This is a genomic window from Vibrio lentus, assembly GCF_002875945.1.
Lineage (GTDB): Bacteria > Pseudomonadota > Gammaproteobacteria > Enterobacterales > Vibrionaceae > Vibrio > Vibrio apostichopi.
The window spans coordinates 1-19,203 of sequence record NZ_MCZK01000173.1 but is presented as its reverse complement, the minus strand read 5'-3'; the positions used below and the strand labels follow the sequence as shown (position 1 = coordinate 19,203).

Below are 19,203 nucleotides of genomic sequence, written 5' to 3'. Positions count from 1 at the left end.
AGCCTGAGAGTTATCACCCCATTTAGTATTGAGCGAGAGATAGCATGTACAGTTTTGAGCAACTAAAAGTCTTCGTCACTGTGTGTGAAAGTGGCTCTTTTTCAGCGGCCGCGCGCAAGCTGAAACGCGCTCAATCCGGCGTCAGCCAGTCGATCGCCAATCTAGAAATTGCCATCGACCAAGAGCTATTTAACCGAGAGAAAAACATCCCCGTTTTGACCAACACAGGTAAAGCGTTATTGCCTGTGGCTAAGTCGATTCTTGACCAACAAAAGTACTTCGATCAAAAAGTAGAATCGCTGACTCAAGAAGACGAACACGAACTGATCATTGCTGTTGATGAAAGTATCATAGACAAGAATTTCATTAAGATAATCAGTTCACTGGCCGAGCAGTTCCCAATCACGCACTTCGATATCATTGCGACCTCAACCTTCGATGTGGAAGACTTAGTCAGACGTGGAAAAGCGCAGATAGGCATTATCTATGCAGATGGTGAACTGAAGGTGGATATGGACTTTTTCTTGCTTGGCCAAGCACGTTTTCTCACTGTCAGCTCCGCCACACACGAGCTCAGCCAGATGCCCGTGGTGCAGGATTCGGACTTAAAACGTTACCGCCAATGCGTGCATCGCAGTTCCAAGCAGCGCGAATTGTGGTTCACCTACGGCATTAGCTCGATGCTCTGGTATGCCAATAATCATAAAACCATTATCGAGTTGGTGGAACAAAACGTGGGTTGGGCAAATGTGCCAGAAATGATGGTGATGGAAGGTATTCAAAAAGGCGACTTGGTGGCTCTACCCGTCGCACACGAGCATGGTGGTTGGATAACCCCTGTCGGTTGCTTGGTGTCACGCAGCCACATTAATGGGCCCGTGTTGACCATCTTGATTGAGAAATTAGAAGGCTACTCACTGCAATACAATCAATGGCAGGTAAATTAACCTTCCCTGCTATTCAAAGGTCCTCTATTTTTCAAAGCCCCTCTATGTTTGAAAAAATCGTCAATTCAGAGGTTCAATATCGGCGTGGAACTCACCACGGCTACCTCATTTCTGCTTATCGTGCCGATAAATATCTTTGTCGTCTGGATAAAACACCCTAGTTGATGTCCCAAAGTGACCTAACTACACTGCGATCCCAACGGGTTTGTCTTTTCAAACGAATATAGACAGACCCAATCGCTCTTTAACACCATTGACCTAACTTCAAGTCTCCCAGATGAGTGTTCTGTATCGCAGCCACTTATACAACTTCAGATAGATCACTTTTGAATTTAATTCGCCCCAGTTTATGAGCGCTCTTTGAGTGCTTTTCTATATCTAAATGAACCTTTTGGAAAATTTGTCGTGAACGTTTTAAGAAATATTTGCCCTGAGAAAATGGGTAAAGAGCGTAACAAACGAGAGTATGATTTACGCGTACTTAATTGTGTCAGTGAAAGTGAATATGAATCGCGTATGGCGGTTTGGAATAGCCTAGCGTTGGTTGCTGCTCCGTCTGTTTCAGAAACAAAAGGCTTCATCGATGAGGCTTTCAACAAACTGCAACAAGACCTCAAAGACACCAGTCGTGAATTATCGATTAACTACACCGACTTTATTGCCATGGCGCATGAAGAAATCAATTACATTAAGATTTTTGTTGCCGATAAAACTGCGCAATATGGTTGGTATGCTGCGATCGTTCTTATGGTCATCGGCACCTTGGCGCTGTGTTTATAACGCTGCATCTATGACTTTATGATGGTTATGACGTTAAGCTTATAACAAAGCGCATTCAGCATTAATGCCCTAAGCTCTAAGCTAAAAAAACCAATCAAACCTATTCTCGCGAGGCGTCTCTGCACTGTGCAATGAGACGCCTCGCATTTCTTTATCTAACGACTTATCTATTCAATCAGCCCGTTAAGGTTCACCTCTGAGCCAATATCACTTCATTAAAGACAACAGATGCTCTGCCGCTGCTTTCGGGTCTTCGGCGTGACATATCGCAGACACTAGTGCCAACCCATGAATGCCCGTTTCAGTCAGCTGAGGGATATTCGATTCGTTGATGCCACCAATCCCAACAATCGGGAGTTTAGTTGTGTCCAACGCCATTTGAATACCTTCGTAACCCCAGTGTTTCTTTAGGTTTGTCTTAGTCGGTGTGGCAAACAACGCGCTGAGGCCAATGTAATTAATCGGCAAGCTGTCGGCTTCTTGTAGCTGCTGCTCAGTTTCAATCGATAGACCAAGAATCTTATCAGGGCCAATCAGCTTGCGTGCTAAGGCTGCCGGCATATCCGATTGCCCTAAGTGCAAACCATCGGCATCAACGGCTAATGCCACATCCACTCGGTCGTTGATGATCAACGGCACACCAGAACCCGCTAGGACCGACTTAACGACTTCAGCTCGTTCGATGAAAGATCGCACGTCTCCATGCTTTTCTCTTACTTGAACCATAGTGACGCCACCAGCGACTGCTTGTTCAACCACGAACTTAAGCGTTTCTAGATCTTGTTGGTCGTCTGTAACCAAGTAGAGTTGATAAGGATTCATAGCATACCTTTGGAGTCGATTTCGAAAATTGGTGTTATGCCATTTTACCGACAAATCGCATCATGTGCATGGAAGTTAGTACTTAATTACCCAAGTTAAACGTGTGAATTCAAATACGCAACTCGTTGAAAGCATATCGAAAAACCTGAACTTTTTAACTAAAGCGTTACTTATTACACAAACTATTCACTTAAGCATGCCCAGAATGCTGTTTTATGAAATACTTCGCTATGAAGGAATCAGGTAAATATAGGGATAGTTATGCGCCACCTTTCTATAGCGCTCAAGATCAAGCTGGGTTATGCCATCTGCTTGCTCTTTTTCGTCATTTCAGGCTTTGTGAGTTACAAAGGTATTCAAACCTTGTCGAACGGCTTTAGCCAATACAGTGAACTCAGCCACAAAGCGACATTGTCAGGCAACATCCAAGTGCACTTTCTTCAGATGCGCTTAGCCTCTGAACGCTACTTAGAGTCATTGGATGAGCAATACGAAGCGAATTATCAATCAAGCAAACTCGCGATTGATGAACTGCTGAACAACTTAATTCAAACCACCACCAAAACCGATAGCTTATCGAGCCTGCAATTAGTGCAAGACAGCGTTGCGGCATTTGATGCGGCTTATGGCTCAATGAAACAGAGTCAGTTACTCATTGACCAACTGGTGAATGTTGAGATGGTAAAACGAGAAACCAACGCACTCAAAGCTGCTCAGAGCTTGTTGTATGAGTCTTACAACAACAACGATCCAAACGCGAGCTTGTATGCGGGCATGTTGATGGAGAACTTTCTCGCAGCCAAGATCACCGTTCTAAGTTATTCAAACAACAACGACCTCAAAACCTATGAAGCCGGTAAAGACATCTTTGAATATGCTCTGCCAGGTATCGAGGGCGATATTGAGTCTCTTAAATCATCCCCTTACCAAAGTGAGTTGATTGAAGACTTCTCAAACCAGCGCGAAGCGTATGCAAAAGGCTTTGAGCAAGTTCATCAACAGATGATTGAGAACACCCAAAGAACCGCTAGCCTTACCTCTATTGGCGACAGCTTAGCGATCGCGGTAGCCGATGCTCAGAGCATTCTAGAGCAACAGAAACAAGCATTAACACCAGAGCTGCAAGCCAGTGAAAAACGCTCGATTCAAATCATCTTCTTGCTAACGGGTGTAGCTCTAGTTATTGGCATGACGAGCGCCGTATTAGTAACTCGCTCTATCACCAAAGGCATCGCACAGGTTAAGCAGATCACCAATGAGCTTTCTCAGGGCAACTTGAATGTTGAAGTGAACATTGAGAGCAAAAACGAGATTGGTGAACTGCTAACCAACATGGAGATCACCATTGAATCTCTGCGCGATATCGTAGGCCAAGTGAACCGCTCTAGTGTGCGTATTGGTGAGATGTCTGAATCACTCAATCAAGTGACCAACAACAGCTCGACCAACGCGACACAGTTGAACAATGAAATGATCAATATCTCGTCAGCCGTAGATAAATTGGCTTCGAGCACATCGGAAATTGCTTCAAGTGCTAACCACGCCTCTCAAGTTGCAAATCAAGCGACCGAGAATGTGGCGATGGGACTTAAAGAAGTAGACAAGACACTGCATGAAATTGGCAGCGCCGATGAAAGTATGCAGGTCAGCAGCCAGAAAGTGACTGACCTACACAAAGAGTCGATGAACATTGGTGCCATTCTTGAAGTAATCAAAGGCGTATCTGAGCAAACCAACCTATTGGCATTGAACGCGGCTATTGAAGCAGCGCGCGCAGGCGAACAAGGTCGTGGGTTTGCGGTAGTGGCCGATGAAGTAAGAACCTTAGCTAAGCGTACTCAAGATTCTGCAAGCCAGATTGATGAACTCATCACCTCGTTACAGCGTGGCGCTAAAGATGCATTAGAATCTATTAAGGTCAGCCACAGCACGGTTTCCGATGCTTCAACTCAGGCACAACAAGCTTCTCAGAACTTACATGTGATTAATCAACACATCCAAGATTTGAATCAGGCCAATAGCCAAATCGCAGTGTCCGTTGATGAGCAGGATTGCTTGACCAAGTCACTAGGTGAAAACGCGCAAGGTGCGAATACCATTGCGCAAAGTAACCAAGAGTCAGTCAGCAGTATTTCTGGTGCAGCGAGCGACTTAACCGAAGTTGCTCATCACTTAGAAAGCCAAGTGAATCGTTTTAGAACCTAACGAAGCCAATTCTTCATCTAACGAGATAGCTAACTCGACAAGATACTTAATACGCTTCTGAAGCAATAATAAAAAAGCCCCGAACACATATGTGTTCGGGGCTTTTTAGTAAACGAGACAATTTAAATTAGATAACTAACAAGCTTAAAACTTGGTTTGAATCTACTGAATCTTCAGACGTTGAATTAGCGTCTCTTCGTCTAATTGATACAACTCATCAAGCAAGTTCATTTGTAAGCTACCTGGGCCACGTGAGTTTTCAGCTGCGATTTCACCAACCACGCCTAATACCGCAGCTGCCGCCAAACCACTGTCATCTCCAACAGTAGCAAATGCGCCCGTCAATGCCGTTAAGGTACAACCCATCCCAGTCACATACGGCATCATTGGATGTCCGTTGTTTAACGTCACAACACTGTCTTTCGTGACAACGTAATCTGTCTCACCAGAAATCACCACGTTCGCACCGTATTCAGCGACTAAGCATTGCGCTGCGCCTAATGCAGCATCACTGCTATCTAGCGCATCAACGCCTTTACTCTGTGCTTGCTCACCCGCTAACGCGATAATCTCAGACGCATTACCACGAATGATCAACTTATCGGCTAAGCGTGCAATTTCACGAGAAGTCTCTGTACGCAGCGTACTTGCACCACAACCCACAGGATCAAGCACCACGACCTTGTTGTTCGCATTCGCTTGTTCAACCGCGAAGCGCATTCTTGGCGTCCACACGCTATCGAGCGTGCCGATGTTGATCACCAAAGCGCCTGAGAATGACATCATCTCAGCCAATTCTTGTTGTGAGTGCGCCATGATAGGCGAAGCGCCAATCGCCAATAAAGCATTGGCAGTATTGTTCATCACTACGTAGTTGGTGATGTTCACAACCAATGGCTTTCGCGCTCGCACATCGCGCAGTGATTGAATAATTTGTTCAGTTAGCATGGATAGATCCTTATTCGTTAGAAGTCGCTTTAAGCAACTGGTGAATCATTAAGAGCGTTCAGCCCTTGCTGCCAGAAAGCCACTTCCATACGCGTTGCGGTTTTAAAGATATGAACGATGTTCTGACCACGCTCGCTGTTGATATCAATTTCAGCAAGCAGCTGATTGAAATATTCTGCGCCCGTTGCCACGCCAGACTGGAACTCTTCGCCACCATACAGTTGCAGCCAGCTCGCGTATGGATTGCCTTCTAAAACAGTGTCACTGCTTTCTAATAGCGCTTTACCAATCACGGCATAACCAATTGAACACGGAGCCAATGCCGCATATAAGTCGACAAGATCACCCGTCATACCCGCATCTAGAACGTAGCGCGTGTAAGCCACTGTACCGAAATCTTCCGGTTCGTTTTCTAAATCAGATTCCGTTAGCCCCCACTGACCACAGTAAGTCACGTGGTGTGAAATTTCAGAATCTAATAGAGCATGAACACTTGGCAATGCACGGCGCATATCAGCCAAGGTTTTAGCCTTGTAAATTGCCAATGCGTAAGCGCGGGCATACTGCTTTAGGAACAGAAAATCTTGCTTCAAATAGTGCAGAAAACACGGCTGAGCGAGTGTGCCGTTTGCCAGCGTTTTAACAAAAGCGTGCTCGGTGTAGTCTTGCCAATCTTGCTGACAGGCTTGGATTAAATCTTGATATTTCATGGCGTTTCCTTAGCTGTAACCAAACTCGGTTACAGCTGTTATCTTATTAATAACGAATTAGTTAAAAACGAATAGCTAAAAACGAATCAGTTAAATACAGGTACGTAGCTTTCTGCTTTCGGTAGCGTTTTGATGATGCCTTTGTCGAACATGAACTGCGCGTAATCATCGTAACGTTTTAGGTCAACCGCTGAAGGGCGAAGCGCAAAACGAGTCAGCGTGTCATTCCATGCGCGCTGGTTAAGCTCGTTGTTCAACGTATCTGGTGAATACGCAACAAACTCACTCCATGACTCTTGTGGGTGGTTCACAATGTAAGTTGTTGCTTGCTCAAGTGCTTTGTTGAACGCTTTGATCGCTTCATCGTCGTGCTGCTTTGCGTTCGCAACAAAGATAAGCTCATCGTAAGCTGGCACACCGTGTTCTTCTGGGAAGAATGCCTTCGCTTTAAAGCCTTCAAGTGCTAACTGGTTGGTTTCGAAGTTACGTAAGCCGCCCCAAATTGCGTCTACCTTGCCCGATGCTAGTGAAGACGAAAGCGCCCAACCAACATTGATGGTTTGCACGTCTGTAAATGCAACATTTTCTTGCGCTAACATAGTGCCGATAGTCGCTTCTTCGTTGCCAGCAATCGCGATACCGATCTTCTTACCTTTCAGATCCGCTAACGAATCGTTCTTGCCGTTATCCAAAACCATCAGCGTGTTCAGTGGTGTTGCGATAAGAGTTGATGCGCGAACTAAAGGCAAGCCAGCAGCTACATCCATAGTTAAACTTGGTTGGTAGGTTACGGCTAAATCAACCTTACCTGCTGCGACCAATTTTGCTGGTGTGCTTGGGTCAGCTGGCTCTTGAATTTCAACCTCTAGGCCTTGCTCAGCGAAGTAGCCACGCTCTTGAGCAATCACAATCGGGCCATGGTTCGGGTTTACAAACCAATCCAACATCAATGTCAGTTTCTTCTGTTCAGAATCCGCTAGAGCATGACCTGAAACCAATGAAGCAAGCAGTGCCACTGCACCTATCAATTTTGTATTTTTCACAGTTAACCTTTCCTTTTGAATATTATTCTTATGTTTATAGAGCTAATTTTTAACGAAGTTTTGTTTAGATAAATAGTGTTGAGCGAAGCTTTATTAAACAAAGAGTTATTGAGCGAGCCATCATTGGTTCTCCCAAGGGATGGCCTTTTTGAGTAATCTATCGGTGACAAAATAGAGCGAGATTGAAAGCACCGCCAAGATAAACAAGGCAGCAAACATCTCATCGATAATCATGCGTGCGTTGGCCTGTAGCATTAGGTAACCTAACCCTTCACTCGAACCCACCCACTCACCGACCACTGCGCCAATTGGAGCAATAACCACAGCCACACGAATACCGGACGCCAGTGTTGGCAGTGCAGCGGGCAGTTGGATATAACGCAGTAGTTGCCATTTCGATGCACCCATGGTCTTAGCAAGATCAAGATAACCAGTCGGTGTATTACGCAAGCCGTCGTAACAACAAGTGGTCACGGGGAAGAAGATAATGATCGCCGCCATTACAACTTTTGAGGCGATACCATAACCAAGCCACAGCATCAACACGGGCGCGATAGCAAACACCGGGATCGCTTGGCTAGCAATTAAGATAGGCAACAACCAACGTTTCAACGGTTCGAACATCAACATCTGCAGGGCGAAAAACAACCCCATGGATAAACCGAGCAATAGACCAAGTAAGATCTCCTGCGCAGTCACCCAAGTGTGCTTGAGTAACACATCGTAGCGTTCGATTAGCTTGATGAAGACTTCTGCAGGCGCTGGCAGAATGAAGCTCGGCATATCGAAGATAACCACCACCAGCTGCCATAAGCCCAGAATCACAGCACTGCTGATAAGCAAACGCATAACGGGATTCATCTGACGAGGACGTTCAGTGCTGGCCTGTATGTCGGTTGAACGAGCCCCAACTTCGCTTCGCGTTAGATCATTCATAATCACGCTCCAACTGATCTAAGATGGCTTGTTGCAACTCTGCACATTCACCGTCTAACACTCTTGGTGTCTCTGTATTAGGCACAGACAATGACTGAGCGCTTGCAGGCGTGCCTTGCAACACATACAAGTTATCCGCCAAACGCACCGCTTCTTGTGGATCATGAGTGATCAACACAACGGTTTTATCTCTTAACAGTCCACACGCTAGGCTTTGCAGCTTATGCCTTGTTACCGCATCCAGAGCTGAGAAAGGTTCATCCATCAGCACGACTGGCTTGTCTTGCATTAAGGTTCGAGCCAAAGCAACACGTTGACGCATACCACCAGACAATTGATCCGGCATCGCATTCGCGTAGTCGGCCAAACCAACCGAAGTCAGCAACTCCAATGCTTGGTTGGTTTGAGCTTGTTTATGAGATGCTTGGCTTTGATGCTTGTCTGCGGAATTTTGAAAGCGATGACTCAGGCACACATTATCGATAACCGACAACCATGGCAGCAACAAATCTTGCTGAGCCATGTAAGCAATGCGATCCGTTAAAGGAAGTTCATCAGACGTTGCCAATGTGCCCTGCCATTCAACTTTGTCGTCCAACAAACCTGCCAGATAACGCAATACCGTGGTTTTTCCGCAGCCACTTCGACCCAGCAACACCGTCCATTTACCTGCATTTAAGCTCAGCGACAACCCCGACAAGGTCGCGTGCTCGCTATCGCGGTAACGTAAGGTCGCGCTGCTGAGTTGAACGCCAATCGTATTAACGGACATTACCGTGTCCAGCGAAGAAGTGATTTACCGGGCCGTGACCTTGACCAATTTGAAGTTCGTCAGCATGAGCAATCGCGTGAGAAATGTATTGTTTACCAAGGTCGACAGCTTGCGTAAGCGTGTTGCCTTGAGCCAAGAAAGAAGCGATGGCAGAAGAGAGCGTGCAACCTGTGCCATGGGTGTTTTTGGTAGGAAAACGCTTTGCGCTAATCAAAGCAGACGTGGTTGGCAGAATCAGTAAGTCGTTACTGTTTTCGTCCTTCTCCAAGTGGCCGCCTTTTAGAAGTACCGCTTTTGCACCCAAAGCACGCAGGTCTTCAATCATACCCTGCATTTCAGCTTCGCTTTCAGGGACTGCTTTACCCGTGAGCGCTGCGCCTTCTGGCAAGTTAGGGGTAATGATGTCTGCCAGAGGAATCAGTTCTTGCTTTAGCGTAGTAATGGCAGCGTTTTCTAAAAGCAGGTCGCCACTTGTCGCGACCATTACAGGATCAATCACTAAGTGCTTAGGCTGGTATTGTTTAATTTTGTCCGCAACGACTTTAATGATTTGCGCATCTGCCAACATGCCGACTTTGACTGCCACGATATTGAGGTCAGTAAAAACCGCATCTAACTGGCTAGCGACATGATCAAGTGGGATTGGAAAAATGGCGGAAACGCCTTGGGTGTTCTGCGAAGTAATTGCGGTAATCACTGAACAAGCAAAACTACCGGTTGCAGACATGGCTTTGATATCAGCTTGAATGCCCGCACCACCGCCGCTGTCAGAGCCTGCAATGGTTAAAACAATCGGAGTGTTGATCGAAGAAGATTGGCTTTCTGGTATTTGAGTACTGCTAGGTGATACTTGAGAATTGGAATGCTGTTTCATGGTCGCTCCTACTGTCTATAAAGACGTAAGAGAACCGAACTTTGGCCGCAGAGAGAGTGTGGAGGTGAAACCAATCAAAGTGCATTGATGAACCACGTAGGCAAAGTAATCATAGTTCCCTACGCCAGTGTTAACTGAATCAGGTTCAACGGGTCTCGAATAACGATCTCAGCACACACCAAATAAGGTATATGCCCCCCGACTATTGATAGCGATAGTAACAGCACTCTCACAACTGAGATACTGATTTTATTCAATTATAAGAATTACACATGAAAAAATTTCAATTAGGCTCAACAAAACAAATACTTATAACGTTCCTTTAGATGGCTTCGACTGAATAAACAAACACATCACTATCAAGAACATACCTAGCCAGCCTGTAAAAGGAATCAACTCTCCAACAATACACACGGCGAGTACTGCGGCAACAACTGGCTCAAGCAATGTAATCAAGTTAGCACTGCTCGCGGTGACATGTCGCAGTCCAAAGCTGAAGGCGATATAACCCATGCATTGCGGAATTAACGCCAAGTAACTCACGACCAATATATTAGTATTCGACGCGAATAGGTTATCCCCTGTAAACCAAAGCGTTGGCAGTAATAGCATTGCACCTAAACCAAATATGCTGCCCATCGCCGCTTGCGATTCAATACCTTCGTCTATCAAAGCCTTCGTCGCCCATGAATAAATCGCGTAACACAGGCCAGCAACCAAACCTAAAGCAATGCCCAAAAGCTTCAGTTCGTCGCCAGATTCACTCGCCGATGACGACTCTGAAAACACCAATAACCCAATGCCAACGACTCCAATCGCAAAGCTCGTTAACCAGCGTTTGTTGATATTATTCTTTTTGCTGATAAGACACTCTAAGAGAGCAGAAAAGAACGGCGCAGTTGCAATCGACACGACCGTGCCAATCGCGACACCCGATAACTTCATAGAAGAATAGAAAGCCAAAGGATAAACAGCCAAAGCCAACGCACTCACCGCTAGCAATTTCTTGTTCAGCAAAAGCTTGTCGAGCGCGGCTAGGATCTTTCGAAACGCTAAGCCAGCTTGCAATAAGCCACCAACACCCATTGAAAACGCGCCAATCGCTAATGGGCTGAGATCAGGCGCGAAGCTTGCGGCAGTGCCTGTCGTACCCCATAAGACAGAAGCAAACAGTATGGCTAAAGTACCACTTTGGAATTCGTTAACGCGATTGATGGCGAGATTCATTGCTATTATCCAGTTTATTTTCATTTCTGAATTAGATAATAGTGAAGAGGCTTTGAATTTAGTTTGCAGAACGGACGCTATTGTTGTTTTGAAAGACTCTCTTTCATCGAGCCTAAAAACGCTCTTGGAGACATTCCAAAGTGCTGAGAGAAGCGGCGACTGAACGCAGACACATCAGTATAGCCAACATTTTCAGCGATCAATTGGACGGGCAAATCGGTATGGTTTAACAAGGCTTGCGCTTTCTCCATACGATATCGAGTGATGTATTTAAGCGCACTGATACCAAGGCACTCTTTGAAGCATTTTTTGAACTGAGTGGGGCTCAAACACGCCGTTTCTGCGAGCTGCGAAATTGAGAGAGGCTGGGCGTAATTATCCGCAATGAGCCTTTGCACCGCACGAATACGTGGGTCGATGCTTTTGCTTACTTGTTGTTGCTCTAACAGCAGTGAAAACACATCCAAGATTGACGATTCAATACCACTATCAACTTGATATTCCAGCTGCTTCTCAACAAACAGTAAGAAGCTCATCAAAGGCGGAGTAATCGCAAATACAGAGAGATCTTGATCTAACAAGTGCTGAGGCAACACAGCCATATCAGCAACAATAAACCGTGCTGCTTCGTCCGCTTTAAACGCATGAGCCGTAGTCACTGGAATTACCACACACTCGCCCACCGCCACTTTGCCGACATACCCGACCATTTCAAGGTTGATACTCCCTTGGATCGGCAACACCAATTGGTGATGGCCATCATGAGCATGAGTATTAAATTGCTTGGTGTAAGATCGAATGCTTAAGCTAGATTTCATGAGCAACGCCCGAGTACATTTCGTTAGATTAAAGTAATAGAGACAACGTTACATTATCACTTCCCCAGAGTCACACTCAATGCTCATCAAATTCATGCTAGCTAGGTGACATGATCAAAAAAGGCCGTTAAGACAGCCTATTGCTGAACTTAAACGACCTTTTCATTGAATTTTGATTAAGCTAAGACGATATCAGCTCATTCAAACTCACTTATTTTTGAAGTTGCTCTTTAGCGGCTTCAACCTTAGAAAAATCTAGGCCAAGCTCTTCAACTGCTTCTTTGATTAACGCAGGGTTTTGCATTACCTGACCCATCAGCATTTGAAGCTTATCTTGTGGTAAACCAAGTTGGCTGATTGTCGCCACTGCTGCAAGAGGGTTCTCGGTCAACGTCTTGAATATCTCGCTGATCTGCTCGTCGCTGATATTATTCTCTTTCAACATTGCTAAAATCGGGTTCATTTTTTTGCCTTTGAAACACTAAATTAAGTAGGAGCACAGCATACCATCTAGCTGTGCTCGATTGTACTAACAACTTAGGCTTTGCTCTTACGAGAGTTACTCTACCCTAATAAAAACGATGTTTAGGCTTAACGAGATTCCAGCGGGTAAGAACGGTAGCTCCACATGCCATAAGTACGAAGAGCATCACGATAGATGCCCAACAGCTCACCATCACTCGCTTTCTTAAGATCTTCTAGCGGCTTGTCTGGGTAAGAAACCGTATCGAACGTAATACCCTGTGGGCCCGTTTGCCAGCTAGCAATTTCAAACAGAGTTTGACCACGACGAACATGGCTTGCTGAGCTGATAATGGTCGCGTGCTTAATATCATGACGAGCAAGTGCATAGCTACTGAACAAGGCATTGCCTACCGTGCTGGTCGCGTAGTTCTCTTCAATGATGCGATCTTTACTCACCCCTTTTGAGATAAGCCAATCCGCCATCAATTTGCCTTCTGTCTTATGATTTTTAGGCACGCCGCCCGTCAACACGATCATCGCATCTGGATTAGCTTTAGACATCGCTAATGTCGTTTCAAGACGTTCAATCAAGATGTTATGCATAGAGCCATCTGGATTAAGCGCGTAACCCAAAGTGACGATGGCACCGTGGTCGCTCAACAGCCCTTTATCTGCAGACTCTTTAAGCGGTGTTTCTAACACACGGTCTACCGTAGCAAAAATACGTTTGATGTCATCTGCTTTGCCCTTATTCAGGCTTTCCAGTTTCTCCATATGCTTGTTGGATTCACCTTCATTACCTTCAAATCGTTGCCAAACCGCTAGGTAAGCATGAAGATCAACATCGTCCGGCGCAACCGTCAGTGCTTGTTCAAACAACTCAATAGCGCGCTCAGCATTCTTGTTGTAAATCTGAGCGTTCGCAGCCGAGATCAGCAAGTCAGTACGGTAAGGTTCTAGCTCGTAAGCTTCTAACAGTCGGTTGGTCACAATTTCCATGTTGCTTGGCATTTTAGCCGTGAAGCCCGCGTGAGAAATTCTTGCCGGAGACTTAAACGCCTGCAACGCATCAAGAAGTAATTGGTCGACAACTTGTCGCTTAGTCACCAACTGCGCGTAGTCCGCAGAAGCCTGTACAGCGCCATCGTTAGCAGCAAAAGAATAAGGTGTTGCGCCAAAAGCGAGCATGCCACCAAGAGCGAGGGCGATAATGTTCTTTTTCATGGAAAGATCCTGTGTCGTTAAGTGTTCACATCAGATTTGCTCACCAATGTAAGTCCCTAAGATTAAAAAACCGTGAACCACACCAGAATCTCCGAGGTTAATATTCATTTGTTGCATAAGGTGTGGCAACAGATCACGATTTTGAACTTATCAATAAGCCTGTGCATCGAGATAATTTTGGTTTAAAGGCGAATTCACCGATCATTTTGGAACATCTAACTACGGATTCCATACGCCCTATTCCACCAAAAACCACCCATAACAAACCCAAACTCCGCAGAAGACAACACGTCCAAACAACAAATTTAAGCTCACTTTTTCAACAACTTAAAATCCAACACACCGAATTGTTGGATGTTAATCCTTCCCCGGATAACAAAGTTTTAAACGTAGCGCCGTTAAATGCGAATCGACATATTTTCAAATAATTCAAAATCAATTATTGAACGATCGTTCAAGTGGTGCTTTAATAAGTGACCAATACAAGGAGTTACCCCATGCTTAAGTTCTATTTTCACCAAACACCCAACCCAATGAAGATCGCTTTGTTTCTAGAAGAGACAGGCCTAGATTTTGAACTTGTTCCTGTCGATACCTTAAAAGGCGAGCAACACACGCCGGAATATCGTTTGATTAACCCGAACGGTAAAACGCCAGCGATTGAAGACGAAGGACAACGCGTATTTGATTCGAACGCCATCCTTCTGTATCTATCAGAGAAGACAGGCAAGCTTGGTGGACAACCAGAAGACAGAGCCGAACTGCTCTCTTGGATGATGTTTATCGCGAGTGGTCTTGGTCCTTATTCGGGTCAATCGGTACACTTCCGCAATGCGGCACCAGCAGGCCTAGACTACGCTGTGAACCGTTACCTACGTGAAGCACAACGTCATTACGAAGTGCTAGAAAAGCATATGGAAGGTCGTGAATTTATCGTCGGCAATGAGTACACCATTGTCGATGTAGCTGCATGGGGTTGGATTGATAAAGCACCTGTCGTGCTTGGTGAAGAAGGCTTAGAACCTTACCCGAACTTGAAGCGTTGGTTTAACGCCATCAACACTCGCCCTGCCGCAATTCGCGCCCGAGAAACCGGCAAAGACGTTGAATTTAAAACTGAACGTGATGAAGAAGCGAAACGAGCACTGTTTCCTTCGAATTATGCGAAGTAGAAGAATTGAAAGTTAACACTCTACTGAGTGATAGCTAAAACTCAAACAGAAAGAGCCGCTAAAAAGCGGCTCTTTCTGTTCAAATCATATCAAACATCATGATTTTACAATCCACTTATCCAAAACACATTTCTAGACATAAATAAGTTACATACCTTGCTAAATTTACAAGAATTTAATAGTCAAAAGTATGACAAAGTCGTTCAAACGACATTGAAAGCAATTGATCCGGAACGATTGTGACTAAATTTTCTATTAATCTACAAGACAAAAAAGGAGCAAGAATGCTCCTTCCTCGTCGAGATAAAACAATGTGGGTTACTTTTGACTTAACTGAATAAGGTCTAAAACAGGTGTACAATACAGCTTTTCTTCAACAACCTTGGTTTTCTTGAAGTGCTCTGCATGAAACCCCAAGTGCTTAGTGAGTGTTTTGTCCCAAGATTCGTCCTTCAAGCTATCCTTCACTTCAATTACTTGTTCAAAACAAAATAGCATTCTAGCTATGTACCAAACGTACTTATCATACTTAGGGTCTCGTGCAGAAACTGCACTGTACCCTTTCGCAAAATCAGGGTTCTCCATAGCTAATTGCAGATATGTTTGATAAGCCGTGTCTGCAACTGTTTTTTTTGCAATCTCTTTGTTTTCACTGATAGTTTTCTTAGCAACCAGTATAGCCCAAATCGCAACACCACCGCTTACTGCTGGTGACAAAGCGGTAGCCCATTGTACTAATGTTTCCATAATTCCTCTTAGTGTTTGCGGTTAAAGCCTGCAGGCTCCGTTTTCGTTTTCTTGTATTCTCTTACCTTACGTCGAAATGCAGCTAAATCAATGTCGGCTGTACTAATCGCTATTTGACTAGCTCCGTGGGCATGAGATATCAACTTATGATGTTTCTCTTTATACGGAGCTTGCATCGTTGAACCTCCATACTCTCCTGTATTGGCAATCACAATATGCTGGTACATATGCCATTGCAGTGCCGATGCCATATTGTCAAAAGTATTTACGTCCTTGTTATAAGCAGCGATGACAAACATGTCGGTTTTATCTCTTAAATCAGCCGCTAATCGAATGTCAGTAGCATCGTAACAAATGGCACCCGTGAGTTTAAATGGCCCCTCAGGACTACCCTCGACTTCAATAACATGCTGACATGGTCTATACCCCTCAACTCCTAAGTGTTTTTCTCCCGGAGTCATGTGGAATTTACCTTGATCTCGGATACGCCAATGCATACCAAACTCAGTTTTGTCAGGTATTATCCAGCGAGCTTTATTTATAATCCGACCATCATGCTCAGTAAAAACAAATCCCGCAAAGACGATAGACTTTGTCTTAAGCGCAAGCCCTCTAATAAGGTCCTCGTCATCAGGATGAACTGCGACTTCAGAAAACACTATCAAATCAGCAGTACTTTTATAGTCACTCGACTCTGCCCTTAACTTTGCACTCAAAGTTTGTTCAGTTAATTTACAGATTTCTGCTAGATGTTCGCGGTGCTTCCACCGAATATTAGGATGATCCAAGGTAACGTCTGATAAATGGAAGTGTTTTTCTTTGGGAAACAACTGTTGAACCGTAACAACTCGGAATAGATTTGCTTCTAGCTCGGGCCTATTGATGATCGTAGGCAGTGTCGGTACTTCAGATGCTAAACACACACAGGCATTTAGCTGTTTCAATCTGTTTTTCAAACACTCCTTAAATCCATATAAATTTGTTATTGAAAGTATCTCTTTCTCTTCAATATAAGAAGAAGAAAAACCTGGCCATTGAAGGCAATGTTGGAGTAGATGTGCAAACCAATCACTAATCGTACCGAAGGAGCCCACAATAGATTCAGGTGAATGTAACATTCCCATTTGTCTCTTGAAAAACTGAGTTCTAATACCTGAATATTTCGACTCTTCACTCTTCAAGTCATTTCGTTGAGTGTAGTCAATATTGCCTAATGCTGCTCCTCTCAGTAAACTGCAAATCCAATAGACTTTTTGTTCGTCTGTTGACCTTGTAGAATCAGTTACTAACCAACTTGGAGTCTTATATCTAGGGTCATAAGAAACGTCTCCTTTTGGTTCAGGAATACAAATGATTTTGGTATCAGTATTCCATAAATCATTCCACGAATTAGATCCTTGAATCTCTATCTTGATTTCATGAGGTGAAAGTTGCTCGCCATCGCATCTCCAATACTCAGAATCTTCATTTTCAACTATTTCTGCTAACGCAATACCCAATTTCAGCAATGAGTGTTCGTGTTTGAAAGGGTTAGCTTTAAAGCTAGATATTGTGGAGAGGTAATGAATATGACCATTTGGGTTCGACTCGCTTTTTGGAATAGCCCAACGATAGAGAGTCACCCGGTCTTTATCTTTAGTCCGTCGCATTTCACTCCAAATAGCATTCCAAAACTTACCGCCACGATAAGCATATGATTCAAGGATCGCATCTAAAGTCTCAGGATTTGAGGAATGTAACAACAAGAAAGCAGCGTTAGCTTGGTAATCGTCTGTAATTTGAGCCGCTATTTCAAACAAGTATCCATCAGAGATGCGGAAGTTCGTTAAACGTTGTTTCATCAACACTTGATGTAATCTACCGATACTAGGAGTTACTTTATCAGAATCAATAAGTGGCTGATTTACAGAGACTAAATAAAATAGCGCTTGCTTGTAAATATACTTAGGTAATATAGCTTTACTAGAGAGTAGCTTTTGAGCTGTAGCTGTAGTATCACTAATTAAACTCTTATATTCATGACGTCTTTCTTGTTCCAATCGTCGATAAATATCAATGACACTTCTAAATATATCTGACAGTAGGTAAGTCATAATATACCGGTCTTCAGTGTCTTTACTTTTTTTTACTCTATTAAGTATTTCTTCAAGTATACTTCCATACAAAGAATTTGAAGGATGTAATTCAATTGCTTTACGAAATAAAATCATATTAGATGGATCTTTGAGCCAACCAGTTATTAATTCTTTCGATATAACCTTTGCCTCATTATCCCAAAGAAAGCTATCTTTAGGTGAAATCACCTTACTTTTTTGCTTGAGAACGGAGCTAAGTCTATGAGCAGAAAATCGACGTACAGAGTCTTCATTTATCGCACTATCTAAGTTTAAACTAGGAAATACTTTTTCAACACCTTGAAGAACATCGCTGTGGTCAGTTTGCAACAATTGCTGTAGTGCAGGGATACTCGAATCCAAAGTATTTCTATCAGCCACACATGAAGCACCTATTTCACGTTGAAGCTCATTGACTCTATTAGATAAACTACTCCAATTATCTAGATCTGCTAATTCAAAAACCTGAGTTTTATCGCTATTTATTTTTAAATACTGTAAGCCATTTGAGATATCTTCCTGACTCTGACTCAAATTTTCATCCAAAATGTCCTGAACAAATGCTTCAATTGAATCTTTAATTTTAGTTTTATTTAGTGACTCTCCAGAAACAACAAACCGAAGATCGTCAACATACCGACAATAATCGTGTAAATAGACTTGATTATCACTGACTTTACTTCGAAGGTTTCCAATTACTTTTTCATCAAAGTCTATCAGGTAAGCGTTAGATAAAGCTCCAGAAGAAGCCAGCCCTTGTGGTAATCCTAATGAAGTTGGCAAGTCTAATTTTTTGGCATCTTCTATTGATTCTTCCGACCAGTCCCAGTCAAACACATCTAGTGCTTTATTCCAAAATGTAGCATCATGAACATAATTCTCTTTATGTTGTTTTTTATAATGATCAGACGATATCCTTTCTAGCTTGTTAAAGAGTAAGTCTAGTTTTATTGACCCATAAAAATTTGATAAATCTAGATGTAGGACATAAACCTCGTCAGCAGTACTGACTTTTTGTTGAACATCTCTTCCTATTGAAGCTGGTCTTTGTAAAAAAGTACGGTAGTCTGAAGAGTACTTACGGTAAAACTCACTCCCTCCCCAACGGAATCTCGCGATTCCATCTTCCCAATCACAAAGCAGGCGATTACCATAACTCACTATGTTGTTATCTATGTGATCGGTGTAATCTTGATCTACTAAGGAACAATTCTTTTGCCGACTTTCTAGAGCATCTGCAACACACATCGTAACTGCTGTCGCCACTGTTTGGTCTTTAATAAAAACATCTGCTAAAGGGCGAAGTTTTCTATCACTTTTCTTTTGAATCCATCGACCTTTTTCAATAGACCATTTCGCTGCTTTAGGTGCAGGTATCAGCGGCTTTGTTGCGTAATTC

17 protein-coding genes and 1 riboswitch are annotated in these 19,203 nt (G+C 43.8%); of the genes, 4 read left to right on the top strand and 13 right to left on the bottom strand.

The genetic code is table 11. The features are described from left to right. Positions 1-44 precede the first annotated feature (44 nt). Positions 45-947: a LysR family transcriptional regulator gene (locus BCT49_RS23480; protein WP_102438552.1), complete on the top strand. Its 903-nt coding sequence runs from the start codon at positions 45-47 to the stop codon at positions 945-947. A gap of 438 nt (positions 948-1,385) precedes the next feature. After that, the gene (locus BCT49_RS23475) at positions 1,386-1,727 is read left to right on the top strand and encodes a thiamine-phosphate diphosphorylase (RefSeq protein ID WP_102438550.1); all 342 of its coding nucleotides are present in this window, start codon (positions 1,386-1,388) and stop codon (positions 1,725-1,727) included. Positions 1,728-1,934: 207 nt separating this feature from the next. Here BCT49_RS23475 and thiE read toward each other — a convergent pair whose 3' ends face one another. After that, positions 1,935-2,549, bottom strand: a complete 615-nt coding sequence (gene thiE / locus BCT49_RS23470; RefSeq protein ID WP_102438548.1) for a thiamine phosphate synthase — start codon at positions 2,547-2,549, stop codon at positions 1,935-1,937. A 261-nt stretch (positions 2,550-2,810) separates the two neighbouring features. On the opposite strand from thiE, the gene BCT49_RS23465 reads away from it, so the two are divergent. Continuing rightward, complete coding sequence (locus BCT49_RS23465; protein WP_102438546.1) at positions 2,811-4,754, top strand: methyl-accepting chemotaxis protein; 1,944 nt, start codon at positions 2,811-2,813, stop codon at positions 4,752-4,754. 162 nt (positions 4,755-4,916) lie between these two features. On the opposite strand, the gene thiM is transcribed toward BCT49_RS23465, so the two are convergent. The 10 genes from thiM to BCT49_RS23415 all read right to left on the bottom strand — a co-directional run bounded on the left by thiM (position 4,917) and on the right by BCT49_RS23415 (position 13,771). Further along, positions 4,917-5,702, bottom strand: coding sequence for a hydroxyethylthiazole kinase (gene thiM, locus BCT49_RS23460; protein WP_102438544.1), 786 nt, complete (start codon positions 5,700-5,702; stop codon positions 4,917-4,919). A 29-nt stretch (positions 5,703-5,731) separates the two neighbouring features. Beyond that, positions 5,732-6,412 carry a thiaminase II gene (gene tenA / locus BCT49_RS23455; RefSeq protein ID WP_102438542.1) on the bottom strand — a complete coding sequence of 227 codons (681 nt, stop codon included), beginning with the start codon at positions 6,410-6,412 and terminating at the stop codon, positions 5,732-5,734. Positions 6,413-6,498: 86 nt separating this feature from the next. Further along, on the bottom strand, positions 6,499-7,455 hold the full coding sequence (locus BCT49_RS23450) for an ABC transporter substrate-binding protein (RefSeq protein WP_102438540.1): 957 nt from the start codon (positions 7,453-7,455) through the stop codon (positions 6,499-6,501). Positions 7,456-7,575: 120 nt separating this feature from the next. After that, positions 7,576-8,391: an ABC transporter permease gene (locus tag BCT49_RS23445; protein WP_102438538.1), complete on the bottom strand. Its 816-nt coding sequence runs from the start codon at positions 8,389-8,391 to the stop codon at positions 7,576-7,578. Further along, positions 8,384-9,163, bottom strand: a complete 780-nt coding sequence (locus BCT49_RS23440) for an ABC transporter ATP-binding protein (protein ID WP_102438536.1) — start codon at positions 9,161-9,163, stop codon at positions 8,384-8,386. The genes BCT49_RS23445 and BCT49_RS23440 overlap by 8 nt, the downstream gene beginning before the upstream one ends. Continuing rightward, positions 9,153-10,037: a bifunctional hydroxymethylpyrimidine kinase/phosphomethylpyrimidine kinase gene (gene thiD / locus BCT49_RS23435; RefSeq protein WP_102438534.1), complete on the bottom strand. Its 885-nt coding sequence runs from the start codon at positions 10,035-10,037 to the stop codon at positions 9,153-9,155. Before thiD ends, BCT49_RS23440 begins: the two co-directional genes overlap by 11 nt. Positions 10,038-10,136: 99 nt before the next feature. Beyond that, positions 10,137-10,248: riboswitch (TPP riboswitch) on the bottom strand. Between the two features lie 98 nt (positions 10,249-10,346). After that, positions 10,347-11,264, bottom strand: a complete 918-nt coding sequence (locus tag BCT49_RS23430) for a DMT family transporter (protein ID WP_102438532.1) — start codon at positions 11,262-11,264, stop codon at positions 10,347-10,349. Positions 11,265-11,341: 77 nt separating this feature from the next. After that, on the bottom strand, positions 11,342-12,082 hold the full coding sequence (locus BCT49_RS23425) for a helix-turn-helix domain-containing protein (protein WP_102438530.1): 741 nt from the start codon (positions 12,080-12,082) through the stop codon (positions 11,342-11,344). A 211-nt stretch (positions 12,083-12,293) separates the two neighbouring features. Next, the gene (locus BCT49_RS23420; protein WP_102438528.1) at positions 12,294-12,545 is read right to left on the bottom strand and encodes a DUF2999 family protein; all 252 of its coding nucleotides are present in this window, start codon (positions 12,543-12,545) and stop codon (positions 12,294-12,296) included. Between the two features lie 128 nt (positions 12,546-12,673). Continuing rightward, on the bottom strand, positions 12,674-13,771 hold the full coding sequence (locus tag BCT49_RS23415) for a YdcF family protein (RefSeq protein WP_102438526.1): 1,098 nt from the start codon (positions 13,769-13,771) through the stop codon (positions 12,674-12,676). A gap of 497 nt (positions 13,772-14,268) precedes the next feature. Between BCT49_RS23415 and BCT49_RS23410 the strand changes: the two genes are divergently transcribed. Continuing rightward, the gene (locus BCT49_RS23410) at positions 14,269-14,943 is read left to right on the top strand and encodes a glutathione S-transferase family protein (protein WP_102438524.1); all 675 of its coding nucleotides are present in this window, start codon (positions 14,269-14,271) and stop codon (positions 14,941-14,943) included. A gap of 318 nt (positions 14,944-15,261) precedes the next feature. Here BCT49_RS23410 and BCT49_RS23405 read toward each other — a convergent pair whose 3' ends face one another. Together BCT49_RS23405 and BCT49_RS23400 are read right to left on the bottom strand one after the other, a co-directional pair. After that, positions 15,262-15,690, bottom strand: coding sequence for a restriction endonuclease (locus BCT49_RS23405; protein WP_102438522.1), 429 nt, complete (start codon positions 15,688-15,690; stop codon positions 15,262-15,264). An 8-nt stretch (positions 15,691-15,698) separates the two neighbouring features. Continuing rightward, on the bottom strand, positions 15,699-19,203 hold a 3,505-nt coding region (locus tag BCT49_RS23400), incomplete at its 5' end, for a reverse transcriptase domain-containing protein (RefSeq protein WP_198595898.1).

Bases quoted from the DNA above. Each gene is read 5' to 3' on its own strand.
- BCT49_RS23480 (WP_102438552.1), top strand. From the start codon at position 45: ATGTACAGTTTTGAGCAACTAAAAGTCTTCGTCACTGTGTGTGAAAGT.
- BCT49_RS23475 (WP_102438550.1), top strand. From the start codon at position 1,386: ATGGGTAAAGAGCGTAACAAACGAGAGTATGATTTACGCGTACTTAAT.
- thiE (WP_102438548.1), bottom strand. From the start codon at position 2,549: ATGAATCCTTATCAACTCTACTTGGTTACAGACGACCAACAAGATCTA.
- BCT49_RS23465 (WP_102438546.1), top strand. From the start codon at position 2,811: ATGCGCCACCTTTCTATAGCGCTCAAGATCAAGCTGGGTTATGCCATC.
- thiM (WP_102438544.1), bottom strand. From the start codon at position 5,702: ATGCTAACTGAACAAATTATTCAATCACTGCGCGATGTGCGAGCGCGA.
- tenA (WP_102438542.1), bottom strand. From the start codon at position 6,412: ATGAAATATCAAGATTTAATCCAAGCCTGTCAGCAAGATTGGCAAGAC.
- BCT49_RS23445 (WP_102438538.1), bottom strand. From the start codon at position 8,391: ATGAATGATCTAACGCGAAGCGAAGTTGGGGCTCGTTCAACCGACATA.
- BCT49_RS23440 (WP_102438536.1), bottom strand. From the start codon at position 9,163: ATGTCCGTTAATACGATTGGCGTTCAACTCAGCAGCGCGACCTTACGT.
- thiD (WP_102438534.1), bottom strand. From the start codon at position 10,037: ATGAAACAGCATTCCAATTCTCAAGTATCACCTAGCAGTACTCAAATA.
- BCT49_RS23430 (WP_102438532.1), bottom strand. From the start codon at position 11,264: ATGAATCTCGCCATCAATCGCGTTAACGAATTCCAAAGTGGTACTTTA.
- BCT49_RS23425 (WP_102438530.1), bottom strand. From the start codon at position 12,082: ATGAAATCTAGCTTAAGCATTCGATCTTACACCAAGCAATTTAATACT.
- BCT49_RS23420 (WP_102438528.1), bottom strand. From the start codon at position 12,545: ATGAACCCGATTTTAGCAATGTTGAAAGAGAATAATATCAGCGACGAG.
- BCT49_RS23415 (WP_102438526.1), bottom strand. From the start codon at position 13,771: ATGAAAAAGAACATTATCGCCCTCGCTCTTGGTGGCATGCTCGCTTTT.
- BCT49_RS23410 (WP_102438524.1), top strand. From the start codon at position 14,269: ATGCTTAAGTTCTATTTTCACCAAACACCCAACCCAATGAAGATCGCT.
- BCT49_RS23405 (WP_102438522.1), bottom strand. From the start codon at position 15,690: ATGGAAACATTAGTACAATGGGCTACCGCTTTGTCACCAGCAGTAAGC.